This is a genomic window from Tenacibaculum litoreum, from assembly GCF_964513915.1.
Classification (GTDB): Bacteria; Bacteroidota; Bacteroidia; order Flavobacteriales; family Flavobacteriaceae; genus Polaribacter; species Polaribacter litoreum.
Map to the genome: position 1 here is coordinate 868719 of NZ_CAZEQS010000002.1, position 12742 is coordinate 881460.

The window sequence follows — 12742 nt, forward strand, 5'->3', positions numbered from 1 at the left end:
TGGCATATAAACACAAAAGTTTTGTTAATGATTTTTTAAGTAAACCAGTAACAAAACTTTTATGTAATTTTTTAGTCGATATAGTACCCTTGCTTAGCATACCTAGTTCTATCGAAAGAAAAAAGTTGAGCAGATATAGGTTGGTTACTTTTAAACTTAGTAATAGTAAAGGTAGTTTCAGCACCATTAGAACCTATTTGTATTAACTTGTATATGTGCTTTGTTTTAGCATCTATACCTAATTGTACTTTTACAATATCAGAGTTACTGTCAATAGGAGTAAGATCTATGTACTGAACTTTACGTCCGTTACTATTTTTTAATGCTCCCATTTGGTAATTATATCCTTCTTTGTAAAAGGTTAATAGTTTAGAAGGGTAAATAAAACCGTCTTCTTCATCTAAATTACCATTGTTAATACTAACTTCTTTTTCGTCTTGGTTAATAACAACTAATTTTTCTCCATCAAAAATAAAGGTATTTCCAAGGTAATCTAAGTTGTATTTTTCCCCAGATAAGGTAATCTTTCCTCTAATTGGTGGGTCGTTAGTAATACCAGCTTCTCTATTTATTAAAGAAGAGTTAAAACCAATAACCATGTTTCTGTAGGTACCCATCTTATTTGAAACTTCGTCTAGCAATTTTTTTGCTTCAGAAGAATTTGTTTGTCCCATAGCACTAATGCTAATACATAATCCAATAAATAATAATCCTATTTTTTTCATCGTCTTTCTTATTTCCACTTTCGGAATAGTTTATAATTATTAATTCTTTTCACTCTCTAACAATTGCTCTAAGGCAATTAAATCTGGTACAAGTACTTGTCGTGCTTTACTACCTTCAAAAGGTCCTACAATACCAGCAGCTTCTAATTGATCTATCAACCTACCTGCACGGTTGTAACCTAACTTCAATTTACGTTGCAATAACGATGCCGAACCTTGTTGTGCAGTAACAATAACTTCAGCTGCTTCTTTGAACAGTTTATCCCTGTCCGCAATATCAACATCAAGATTTGTGCCACCTTCTTCGCCCACGTATTCTGGAAGTAAATAAGCTTCTGGATATGCACGTTGAGAGCCAATAAAATCAGTAATTTTTTCTACTTCAGGTGTGTCTACAAAAGCACATTGAATACGTATAATATCATTTCCTCCTGAATATAATAAATCACCTCGACCAATTAACTGATCTGCCCCCGGAGCATCTAAAATAGTTCTAGAGTCAATTTTTGAAGTTACTCTAAAAGCAATTCTAGAAGGGAAATTTGCTTTTATAATACCTGTAATTACATTAACCGAAGGACGTTGTGTTGCTACAATTAAATGGATACCAATGGCTCGCGCTAATTGAGCTAAACGAGCAATAGGGGTTTCTACTTCTTTACCAGCAGTCATAATTAAATCAGCAAATTCATCAATTACTAATACAATATATGGTAAAAAGCGGTGTCCGTTTTCAGGATTTAGTTTTCGAGCCTTAAACTTAGCGTTGTATTCTTTAATGTTACGAACCATAGCATTTTTAAGCAAGTCGTAACGATTATCCATTTCAATACATAAAGAGTTTAATGTATTGACTACTTTAGTAGTGTCGGTAATAATAGCTTCAGAATCATCTGGTAATTTTGCTAAGTAATGACGTTCTATTTTATTGAATAGTGTTAATTCTACTTTCTTAGGGTCGACCAATACAAATTTTACTTCAGCAGGGTGCTTTTTGTATAGTAGTGATGTTAGAATAGCATTTAACCCTACCGATTTACCTTGCCCTGTAGCACCAGCCATTAGTAAGTGAGGCATTTTAGCTAAATCGATAACGAAAGTTTCGTTTGAAATAGTTTTACCTAAAGCAATAGGAAGTTGCATTGGTGATTCTTGGAATTTCTTTGAAGAAATTACCGAATGCATAGATACGATAGTTGCTTTTTTATTTGGTACCTCAATACCAATAGTTCCTTTTCCAGGGATAGGAGCAATGATACGTATTCCTAAAGCTGAAAGTGATAGAGCAATATCGTCTTCTAAGTTTTTAATTTTTGAAATACGAACTCCTGCTTCAGGTACAATTTCATATAAGGTAATGGTTGGACCAACTGTTGCTTTTATTTGTGCAATACCAATTTTGTAGTTTTTTAAAGTTTCTACAATTTGATTTTTCTTAGCTTCAAGTTCATTAGGGTCAACAGAAATACTCTCGTTGTATTCTTTTAGTAAATTAAAAGTAGGAAATTTAAAATTTCCTAATTCTAAAGTAGGATCAAATTCTCCAAAATCTTTTATTAATTGATCAGATAAGTTTTCAGAAACACTCTTTTCTTCTGCAATTTTTTCAATAGCAACTTCTACTTCTTTTTTGCTGTCTTCTGATATATTTGTTATAGGCTCACTATTTTGAGTAATATCTAAAGAAATCTCTTCCCTCTTTTCTTTATTTGAAGTTTCATCAACACCAGAATAGTTAGAAATAGTTGGCTGTAAATTTTCTAGAGATAATTCAAAGTCTGATTTATCTTTTTTAGCTTCTTCTGTTTTAGAAACTTCAGAATTGGTGTTAACATCAGTATCATTTACAATAGTAGAGTCGTTTCTGTTAACTTTTGGAGTGTCTTTTATAGCATTAGCCTTTTTCTCTTTATTAACTTTTACTTTTTCGCTAATTGCTTCAGGAGTAATACTAAAACGGATGATGAGGTATGCAACTAAGAAGAAGATGAGTAAAATAGCTAGTCCTGTTTTACCTAAGAAAGTTTGTAGATATTCATTTAATTCAAAACCAATGACACCAGACAATAGTGCATGCTTTTTTTCTACAAAACCAAGAGCTGTAGCAAACCAAAGCATAATAAGAATAGCCCAATTCCAAGAAGTGATAATTTTTTTTAGGTTGGTTTGTAGTAAAATTCTAGCACCTGTTAAAAATAATGTTAGAGGGATTATGAAGGCTCCTAAGCCAAAACCTTTATATACAAGAAAGTTACTTAGTTTGGCGCCTATTTTTCCTAGTAAATTTTTGGTAGGAATCGTTCTGTCAGCAAATTGATTTAATGTGCTTTGGTCTTCTTGCCAAGAGAAGAAAAATGAAATAAAAGCAACAGTTAAAAATATAGAAAACAGTAACAGAAAAAAACCAAGAATAGTTTGGTTTTGTCTGTTTGAAAAAAAGGTTTTAAACCTTTTAATAATAGATTTTTTTGGCTGTTTTTTTTGAACAGTTGTCTTCTTTTTTGCCATGTATTTTTGTTAGAAATAAATTGAACGCTACAATATAGCTATTATTTTAGGAAGGTAAATTATACCAGCTATAATTAATGATATTACTGCAGCAAATGCAGGAGCACCAGCAGCAATATCTTTAATAAAACCTATTTTTTTATGATAATCTGGATGAATAAAATCAGCTACTTTTTCAATAGCTGTGTTTAAGGCTTCGGCTACTAAAACAATACCAATAGCTAAAGTTTGAATCATCCATTCTGTTGCAGATATATTAAAGTAAAATCCGAAGATAGTAGCAATTAAAGCAAATGTAAGCTGAGCTTTTATGCTATCTTCTGTAGTTATTAATAACCACATTCCTTTTACTGCAAATTTAACACTACGTATGCGTCCTTTTAAAAAGCCGTCATTCGGGTTCTTCATATATTTTTAAAGAGCTTTTAATGCAGCTTCATAGTTTGGTTCATCTACAGTTTCGTTTACTTGTTCTGTATAGGTTACATTACCATTTTCATCAATGATAACAATAGAACGCGAGTGTAAACCTACTAAAGGTCCTGTAACAATTTCTAAACCATAGTCTTTACCAAATCGACCAGCGGCAAAATCAGACAGCATAATTACATTTTCAATACCTTCTGCGCCACAAAAACGACCTTGAGCAAAAGGTAAGTCTCTAGAAATACATAAAACTTTAGTGTTTTCTAAATTGGCTGCTTTTTTGTTGAATTCTCTAACAGATGTAGCACAAGTACCTGTGTCGACACTTGGAAAAATATTTAAAATTAATTTAGAACCACTAAAGTCACCTAAATTCTTAACAGATAAATCAGTTGCAACTAATGAAAAATCAATTGCTTTAGTTCCAGTTTCAGGTAAGTTACCTATTGTTTCTATTGTGTTACCTTTTAGAGTTATTGAAGCCATTTTATATGTGTTTTAGGAAAATCAAAAATAAGAATAATTAAATAACTTATAAGAATATTCTAAGTTTTCCTTAGCATTTTAATTTCTTATAAAACCAAGAGACAATCTTTTTCGTAGGTATGATTAAATAGAAATATTAATTTAAAAATCATTATTTATGAAAACCTTAAACTTTTTAAAAGTAACCGTTTTAGCAATCGCTTTATTTACCAGCTATAGTATTACGGCACAAGAAGAAACAAAAATGGTTGGAGGTGCAGAAATGTATCCATCAAAAAATATTGTACAAAATGCTGTAAATTCTAAAGACCATACAACATTGGTAGCTGCTGTAAAAGCAGCAAACTTAGTAGATGTTTTATCAAATAAAGGACCTTTTACAGTTTTTGCACCTGTAAATAAAGCTTTTGATAAGCTTCCAGAAGGAGTAGTCGAAATGTTATTGAAACCAGAAAATAAAATGAAATTACAAACTATTTTAAAATACCATGTTGTAGCTGGTAAATGGAGTGCAACCGAACTAGTGAAATTAATAAAAGATAAAGGAGGTAAAGCTTCTATAGAAACAGTTAGTGGTGGTAAAATTACTGCATGGATTAAAGGGGAAAGTGTTTATATATCTGACGTAAATGGAGGAAAGGCAAAGGTTACTATTGCAGATGTAAACCAATCTAATGGAGTAATTCATGTAATTAATAGTGTTTTATTACCTAAATCGTAAGCACGAGAATAAAGTGTAATTATTTTGATGTTATAGAAGCCGCTTTTTTAAGCGGTTTTTATTTTGTTATAACCCTACATTATTTTAGATAACAGTTGTATTTTTGCAAGCTGAAAAGAATACTAAATTGAACATTAAACAATACACTTCAGAGTTTAAATACAACTTAAAACTTGCTGCTCCAGTAATGCTAGGTATGTTAGGTCATACTTTTGTGAGTTTTATAGATAATATAATGGTAGGTCAACTAGGAACTGCTGAGTTAGCAGCGGTTTCATTAGGTAACAGCTTTATGTTTATAGCAATGTCGTTAGGTATTGGGTTTTCTACAGCAATAACACCTTTGGTTGCAGAGGCTGATTCGTCTAATAATTTTACGCAAGCAAAATCTGCATTTAAACATGGACTTTTCTTATGTACTATGATGGGAATTATGCTGTTTTTAGTGGTGTTTTTTTCTAAACCATTAATGTATTTAATGAAACAACCTATAGAAGTGGTTGAATTGGCGATTCCTTATTTAGATTTGGTTGCTTTTTCATTGATTCCTATGATTGTTTTCCAGGCATTTAAACAGTTTAGTGATGGAATGTCAATGACACGTTATCCAATGTATGCAACATTGATAGCTAATGTGTTGAATGTATTACTGAATTATTTACTGATTTACGGTAAGTTTGGTTTTCCTCAATTAGGCATCGTGGGAGCTGCATACGGAACTTTACTATCAAGGTTTGTAATGGTAGTATATTTATGGTGGTTGTTAAGTAAAAAGGAACGTTCAAAACGTTTGGTTACTAATATCAAGTTTTTTGTTTTAGATACTTTGATGATTCGAAAAATCATAAATTTAGGAACACCAAGTGCTATGCAAATGTTTTTTGAAGTAGCAATTTTTACAGCGGCAATTTGGTTAAGTGGATTGTTGGGTAAAAACCCTCAAGCAGCAAATCAGATAGCATTGAATTTATCTTCTATGACGTTTATGGTAGCAACAGGTTTAAGCGTAGCTTCTATGATTAGAGTAGGAAATCAAAAAGGGTTAAAAAATTATAAAGAATTACGAAGAATAGCATTTTCAATCTTTTTCTTAGGAACTATATTGGCGATTGTATTTGCTACTTTCTTCTTTGTTTTCCATAAATCATTACCAAATTTATATGTTGATTTAAGCGATGCTGAAAATTATGCAGATAATATGGAAGTAATGAGTATAGCAGCAAACTTATTAATTGCTGCGGCAATTTTTCAAATTAGTGATAGTATACAAGTGGTAATGTTAGGAGCTTTACGTGGTTTACAAGATGTAAAAATACCTACATTAATTACTTTTATATCGTATTGGGTAGTAGGTTTTCCTATTAGTTTTTTCTTCGGCTCAGAAGAAATGTATGGTAGCTTTGGTATTTGGTTAGGTTTACTAGCAGGGTTAACCACAGCATCAATTTTACTTTTTATACGATTTAATAAATTAACTTTACAATTGATTAAAACAAAACACCATGAACTTACCTAAATTTTTATTAGCTGATAATAGCGAACATCCAGAAGATATTTTTGTTTTACATACTGAGTACCCTCGTTTTTTAATCAATTTAAAAGATGATGAAATTGAGTGGTTTGAAGACTTGTCTAACGAAAATGAACAAGACTTAGCTAATGAGTTAGAAGGGTTAATTGAAGCAGCAGGATTGTTTTATGATGCTGAAATGGAAGGATTAGAATAAGAACTAATTTTCTAAATAATCAATAGGGTTTAGATAAAACATTTTTTTCCATCCTTGTTTGTCTGAATCAATCTTCCACACATAAGGTATTAGAGGAAATATAGAGTAGTGTAAATGTGGAGCTTTTCCAGCGGCATTTCCACTCGTACCAACAGTTCCAATTACCGAATTGTTATTTACAAAAGTTAAAGAAGTTGTTTTTACATCTTCTAAATGTGCATAGTAGTGTAACCTCCATTTTGGACCTAGAACTACTACGGTATTTCCGCCCATACTTATTTTTCCAGAAAATAAAACTACTCCGAGAGTAGAAGAGGTGACTTTAGTATTTTTCTTAGCAAAAATATCAACCCCTTTATGGGTAACTGATTTTCCCCAAGGGTAATACCAAAATGATTTTGGATTATAATCAGATTTGGTAGCTCCATTAACAGGCATTTTTAAGTTTTGAGGAATTAAAAAGCCTGTTAATAGAATTATTAAAAGAGTAAGTAGTTTCTTTTTTATTTTAAACATGTTGTTTTATAGTTTTACCACCAAAGTTCTGTTTCTTCTCCTTTCCAAAGAATTAATCTGAAATCTTCGTAATGATTTCCATTACCTATTGTGTGTGTATCTCTATGTCCTTTACCTAGCCTTAATTTGTGAACAAACCCAGTGTAAGAACCTACCCATAAAGTTTGTTCATCATCAGAAATTGCAATACCACTTATGGTAGATCCTAAAAAATGCCTCCAAATACAATTTCCGTTTTTGTCAAACGCTTTAATATACCCGTATGCATCTCCTAAGATATAGTAATCTTTAGTGGTTGTACCAACATAAACTCTCATTTCATCATCAATAACTTTAAAGTTATCGGCTTCATCTACATAAGATTCAACTTCTATTCCATTTAAGTTATCAGCGTCTACGCCAATAGTAATTCCGTTATAAAAATGGCAAGAATTTGTAATAAGTTGTTTGTCGTCTTTAGAAAAAATACAAAAATGAGGATAAGAAGATTGTGGACCTATTTCTCCAATTTGATTTCCTTCGCTGTCCATTACTCGATGGTCAAAAGATTGATCGCCTACTACAATATATTGATTATCGTTTGATAAAGCAGCGTTTTCCATAGCTATATACGAATCCCATTCTTCATCTTCTAAATCAGGTTCAGGATGTATCATATGTGTCTTGTTTTTAGAAATAAGATATATCCCTTCAGAGGTTGTGACAAGTACTTTTTTGCCATCGTTAAAAGGAGTCATATTTGAAATACCTATTTTATTTATGTCGCCTAATTCAAATGTTTCGATAATCTCTCCATCCCATTCTTTACGAGTAATTAATATACCAGGTGTTTTAACTGCAAAAATGTTATTTTGATGAGACTTTCCAATAACTTCAATAGTATCGTCTAATTTGATTAGTGTTTTATTGTCTAGAATATATGCTTGTCTCTTTTGATATGAGCTACCAACAATGAAAATAATTTTTTCGTCTTCAATAAAACATAGTTGTTCAATGCTTTGTCCTTTCTCTTTAAAATATTTTATTAACGGAGTATGAGCGGGCGGATATTGTTTTCTGAACTCTTCAATATGTCCAGTTTTATTGGCTTCTCTTAACTTTTGTACCACGACATCAGCTAAATGGTCGCGATTGTCTTCTGGTTCTTTACCTTTCCAATTCTCCCAACCGTATTCTTCATCAAAAGCAACCATTTTGTTAACCTCAGTAGCGTATGTTTCGCCGATGTTACACCATTCTTGTTGTATTTCTTTGTCGTTTGCTTTACTAGTTTCCATTATATACTTTTACTTTTAAATATGTTTTTACTTTCTTAAAGCCAATCAGCTTCAATTCCTTTTTCTTGAAATTCTTCTAATAAAGAATCATTTTCGCTATAAAGAAGAGAAATCCTTTTTAGGTTCGGTAGTAATGTAGAATCAACAGCAGAGTTCACACTAAACACATCATCTTCACCGTTCCAAAAAGGGGTAATTTGACCATAGATTTCGTCACCACCATCCATGTTTAGTTCTTCAATGTTTTCAACCATTTCAGAAGTAAGTTCTAAGTTTTTAAAGTATTCCAGTACTTCAGGAATTATTTCATAGCCTTCTTCTTCAATAATATCATAAGCTTCTGAAGAAGTTAAGTCCCGTTGTTTTTCTATAAACTCATATACATCTAATTTAGGTTGTAACACTTCTTGAACGTACATTAACTCGTTAATTACAGCTAGTTTAAAGTTTAATTCTTTAAAATTTAATTGATTGCTCATAGTCTACTTTTTATATTTATTTAATGAGAAGTTAAGTGTAAGAAACACTTTATAGCTTTTTTGGGTGAAATTATTTATAAAAGAAAAAGCAATCGATATGAAATTTGTTAAAAAAAGTATAAGGTTGGTTTTTGGGAAATAATTGAAGTTTTGAAAGAAACGCAATAGTGTTTCAATACTATTGCGTTTTAGATTTATTTAGTTATTTGGTGTGTCCAAAAAGCACCACTAATATCTGTTATTTTTAGGGTATATGTTCCGTTAGAAACCTGTGAAAAAGTTTGATCACTAAAAGTCATTTTTGCTTTGGCTCCTAAAGGAACAACCAAACTATGTTTACTAGATTTTATGTTAGCAACATAGTAGTTTGAGATGTTTTGATCGGTTAATGAAGCTAATTCTTTTTGTGAGTACTGAATAACAATATTACCATTTTGATTAAATAACTCGATAGCAATAACCCACGATCCATATACATCAACACCTTCTCTTCTAAAGAGGTTGAAAGAAAGTATATCGTTATTAATCTTGCCTTCTGTTATTTCTAATTTAGGTTTAACCGATTTGTTATGAAGTGTTCCCCAAACACCACCATGAAATACTTGGTTGGTGAATAAAGTCATTCCTAGAATAGTTAAGGATCCTATTAAAACAAACCTTGGGAAAATGTTGTTTTTAATCGGTAAGATCCCTGATCCTAACCATGCAAACCATTTCTTTTTTGTAAAAGAAAGATTATTTTTAATAAAGTAGTTGTCTAGCGAGTATTTACCACTTCCTGTTAAAAAAAGTACATATCCTGTTGCTATTCCAAGCACACCAATTTGCCACTCATCAAGGCATGTTGTTCCTATCCAACCAGAACCCAAAAGAATTCCCATAGCGAGACCGAATACACCGATACTCATTATTCTAGTAAATAAACCAAAGATGATGAATAGTCCTACAATTCCTTCAATAATAGTAAATATTACCATGTTTAGCCAAAGAATGTCAGGGTTTTCAACTAAGTATTGAATAAGAGGTTTAATACCTAATGCATTAGGAAGGAAATGGTTGAATTTTTCTCCAATGTATCCTGCTACTTCAGGGTCGAGTTTATTGGCTAAAATTGTTCTTCTCCAAAAAGCAGAGAAATAGGTCCAACCAATAACTAATCGTATTGCCAGAGCCAAAAGCCCTGAATCGTTTTTTATATTGTTGTTAATCATTATGTTTTTGTATTAAAACTTATACTATCCGTAGTTTATAGTACAAGCGATAGCCACATAAGTAAGTATTATGTAGGTTATTATTTTTATTTGTAATTCTTAAGAAGAGGGAGGACTAAAGGTGGCCTTTAAAGTTTTTAAATAAAATATAAAGAGGAACTGAAGATGTTACATGTCTCTTTTTTTGATAGTTAGTTCTTATTTTATTAGGAAAAACTTCAGCAAACTGAAAAGAGGTGTTAAAAAAACTATTTATAAAAACAGGAAAAACTTTAACAGAAGGTATTATTTGTAGTAGAGAAATATCTGTAATTTCACTACTATAACAGCTAAGGTTGCTCGTGGTGGTTTGACTTTTGTTTGAAACTTCGGTGAGCGGAAGGTTCAGTTCTACTTGTATAAAGTTTCTAACTTTACAAGGAGAAAAAAGCAATAAAACAACTAGACCTATTATAGGGAATAGAGAAGAAGTGTTTAGTATTTTGTTAAGTTTTCTCACATCGTAAACTTATAAAATAAAAGGAGTATAGTTTGTTATAATTTTCTTAATAAAGTTATTGTATCTGTAAATGTTCCATTTCTTTACCAGCTAATATTTTGTTCCCAATAACTTTAAAGCCTAGTTTTAAATATAGCTTTTTAGCATTTGGGTTTTCTTTATCTACCAAAAGACCTAATGTCTCATTCTTTTTATGGACATACTCATCAATTAAAAATTTTAGTACTTTAGAACCAACACCTTTACCTTGGTAGCTAGGATTTACACCAATACAATCAATATAATACTCACCAGACTGCGTTTCGTATTCGTACGTTAGTTCTTTATTAAACATGGTTTTTATTAATGCAGCTACTGGTTCTCTAAGTTTTTTTAAATCTGCACCATCATATATGTTAGCTGCAGCAATAGTTTTATTGTCATTTTCTATAACCCAACAGTTTTCGTAAGAGTACTGATTGCTTTTTTGAATAATTAATGATTCTAAAAGGGTAAGTGCTTTTTCTGTAGAATTTTCTCCAATAAATTTATAAACAATGTCTTCCATTGCTAATAGCATACAAAAAGCAATTTCTTGGGAGTCTTTAGTAGTAGCTTTTCTAATAATCATTGTAAATCTTTTAATTGATTTTATTTCTAACTAGTCTAACACTCATACCCAATGATTTGCCTTTATGACCTTTCATGTATGTTATATTTCTTTCTCTGTTCCCAGATACAGCAAATCCTTCTTTAAAACTCATGTAGCTAGCAGTGTTTTTATTAGGTGTTGTTGAACTCCAAAAAGCATAAGCTCCTTTTCCCCAGAAGAAAGTAGAGTCGAGTTCTATAAAACATTGTTTATAATAAACTCTATCTTTTTTATTCTTATTAATAGATCGATATTCTTTTATAGTTGGAACTCTCCAATCGTTAAATCCAGCATAGTTATCAGAATTCATTTTTTCTTGCCATTCAAATACTTCGTCCCACTTATTTAAAAACCTTTTTTCAATGACACTAAAATCTTTCTTCATCCAAATTAAGTTTGTGGTAGAGTCTAACACAATTAAAGTAGAGTCAATAGTTTTTTGGTTGTTGTTAGGAGTAACTATTTCTATTTTTACTTCAGGCTCCTTTTTAGGGGTGTTATTTTCTTTCTGAGCCTTTTTACATGATGAAAAGCTAAGTAGTAAAACAACTATGGTAAGTATTCTCATTTTCTTAAAATTTCAATTTTTACAAATTTATGTAGTCTATAATTGACTTTTCCTTTATTTCTCAAGTTTATGTACTGAGATCGGTATCTTCCCATTCAGTATCACTAGAAATCATCCATGTTAGTGAGTGTCTACGTTCATGAATAACTCCGCCATTTCCAATAGGGTCAAAGCCATCAGGAACAGTATTTCCTCCTAATTGGGCACTTCTTACAGCATTATGCAAACAGTAAAATAAATCTTCTTTTTCTACTAATTTTTCCTCTTCTAGGGTATGTTGATTAGGAAGCCATTCACTAATTAAAGAATCAAGTGAGCATGTATGATTTATTAAAATTTCTTGCATTTGCTCACCAGTCATCATTTGACCAGAAATTTCAGGCTCGTCATAACCAAAGTACCATGCAAGTGGCCATGCGTTTTCAAATTTCCATCCAATGGAGTTTCTCAATTCTATATTATTTCTAGATGCATTGAGTATTTCTTTTTCTTCTTCAGTCATAAAATCAAGAAGTTTATTCTGATTAATAAAATTTATAATTTTTTCATCAGGTAAATTCTCTGTAGGTACCATTAACCATAAAACAAGAGCTTTTATGGCGTGGAGTCTTCCTGCAATTTCGTTTGTGGGTCTTAATTTTGTTTCTCTAATTGTAGGAAGAGAACTTGCAGGCTGAAATCCAGCATCATGACAAATAGTAATTGATTGAGATCTTACAATTGAAGAATCTCTTTGAGTTGCTTCAGTTTTAGGGGTAATATTCTTTGAAGTCTTTTTTCTTTTAAACCATCCCATAGTGTTTTTTTTAGGTTTGTAAACTTACAGCTTATTTTTGGTGAAAATATTTATAAAAGCAACAGGTATTGATATGAAATTTGTTAAAATATATGAAAGGTTGATAAGTGTTTTATGCTGTTATTACTTTTTGAAATAGAAAATGATTGATTATATGATGTTTATGTTTTTT

General features: G+C 31.1%; 14 protein-coding genes. 3 read left to right on the plus strand and 11 right to left on the minus strand.

Annotated features, from left to right (window positions below; all coding sequences use genetic code 11):
• Window positions 1-71: 71 nt before the first annotated feature.
• The 4 genes from ACKTTR_RS05440 to tpx are packed head-to-tail and all read right to left on the minus strand — an operon-like array spanning window position 72 to window position 4145.
• The gene (locus tag ACKTTR_RS05440; RefSeq protein ID WP_408026868.1) at window positions 72-725 is read right to left on the minus strand and encodes a LolA family protein; all 654 of its coding nucleotides are present in this window, start codon (window positions 723-725) and stop codon (window positions 72-74) included.
• A gap of 39 nt (window positions 726-764) precedes the next feature.
• Window positions 765-3233 (minus strand): DNA translocase FtsK, encoded by a 2469-nt coding sequence (locus ACKTTR_RS05445; RefSeq protein ID WP_408026869.1) that lies wholly within the window; start codon window positions 3231-3233, stop codon window positions 765-767.
• A gap of 27 nt (window positions 3234-3260) precedes the next feature.
• Window positions 3261-3641, minus strand: a complete 381-nt coding sequence (locus ACKTTR_RS05450) for a diacylglycerol kinase family protein (protein ID WP_408026870.1) — start codon at window positions 3639-3641, stop codon at window positions 3261-3263.
• A gap of 6 nt (window positions 3642-3647) precedes the next feature.
• The gene (tpx, locus tag ACKTTR_RS05455) at window positions 3648-4145 is read right to left on the minus strand and encodes a thiol peroxidase (protein WP_408026871.1); all 498 of its coding nucleotides are present in this window, start codon (window positions 4143-4145) and stop codon (window positions 3648-3650) included.
• Between the two features lie 157 nt (window positions 4146-4302).
• Here tpx and ACKTTR_RS05460 point away from each other — a divergent pair, with 157 nt between their 5' ends.
• The 3 genes from ACKTTR_RS05460 to ACKTTR_RS05470 all read left to right on the plus strand — a co-directional run bounded on the left by ACKTTR_RS05460 (window position 4303) and on the right by ACKTTR_RS05470 (window position 6593).
• Window positions 4303-4866 (plus strand): fasciclin domain-containing protein, encoded by a 564-nt coding sequence (locus ACKTTR_RS05460; RefSeq protein WP_408026872.1) that lies wholly within the window; start codon window positions 4303-4305, stop codon window positions 4864-4866.
• 127 nt (window positions 4867-4993) lie between these two features.
• Window positions 4994-6382 carry an MATE family efflux transporter gene (locus ACKTTR_RS05465; RefSeq protein ID WP_408026873.1) on the plus strand — a complete coding sequence of 463 codons (1389 nt, stop codon included), beginning with the start codon at window positions 4994-4996 and terminating at the stop codon, window positions 6380-6382.
• The gene (locus ACKTTR_RS05470; RefSeq protein WP_099216474.1) at window positions 6369-6593 is read left to right on the plus strand and encodes a hypothetical protein; all 225 of its coding nucleotides are present in this window, start codon (window positions 6369-6371) and stop codon (window positions 6591-6593) included. The genes ACKTTR_RS05465 and ACKTTR_RS05470 overlap by 14 nt, the downstream gene beginning before the upstream one ends.
• A 3-nt stretch (window positions 6594-6596) precedes the next feature.
• On the opposite strand, the gene ACKTTR_RS05475 is transcribed toward ACKTTR_RS05470, so the two are convergent.
• The 7 genes from ACKTTR_RS05475 to ACKTTR_RS05505 all read right to left on the minus strand — a co-directional run bounded on the left by ACKTTR_RS05475 (window position 6597) and on the right by ACKTTR_RS05505 (window position 12570).
• Complete coding sequence (locus ACKTTR_RS05475; protein ID WP_408026874.1) at window positions 6597-7109, minus strand: M23 family metallopeptidase; 513 nt, start codon at window positions 7107-7109, stop codon at window positions 6597-6599.
• A gap of 14 nt (window positions 7110-7123) precedes the next feature.
• Complete coding sequence (locus ACKTTR_RS05480) at window positions 7124-8386, minus strand: hypothetical protein (protein WP_408026875.1); 1263 nt, start codon at window positions 8384-8386, stop codon at window positions 7124-7126.
• A gap of 35 nt (window positions 8387-8421) precedes the next feature.
• Complete coding sequence (locus ACKTTR_RS05485; protein WP_408026876.1) at window positions 8422-8865, minus strand: DUF6892 domain-containing protein; 444 nt, start codon at window positions 8863-8865, stop codon at window positions 8422-8424.
• Window positions 8866-9059: 194 nt separating this feature from the next.
• Window positions 9060-10076: a TQO small subunit DoxD gene (locus ACKTTR_RS05490; RefSeq protein WP_408026877.1), complete on the minus strand. Its 1017-nt coding sequence runs from the start codon at window positions 10074-10076 to the stop codon at window positions 9060-9062.
• A gap of 554 nt (window positions 10077-10630) precedes the next feature.
• A complete protein-coding gene (locus ACKTTR_RS05495) occupies window positions 10631-11185 on the minus strand; it encodes a GNAT family N-acetyltransferase (RefSeq protein WP_408026878.1) in 555 nt (184 codons plus the stop codon).
• Window positions 11186-11195: 10 nt separating this feature from the next.
• Window positions 11196-11774 (minus strand): Lcl C-terminal domain-containing protein, encoded by a 579-nt coding sequence (locus ACKTTR_RS05500; RefSeq protein ID WP_408026879.1) that lies wholly within the window; start codon window positions 11772-11774, stop codon window positions 11196-11198.
• Window positions 11775-11841: 67 nt separating this feature from the next.
• Complete coding sequence (locus ACKTTR_RS05505; protein WP_408026880.1) at window positions 11842-12570, minus strand: DUF4272 domain-containing protein; 729 nt, start codon at window positions 12568-12570, stop codon at window positions 11842-11844.
• Window positions 12571-12742 lie beyond the last annotated feature (172 nt).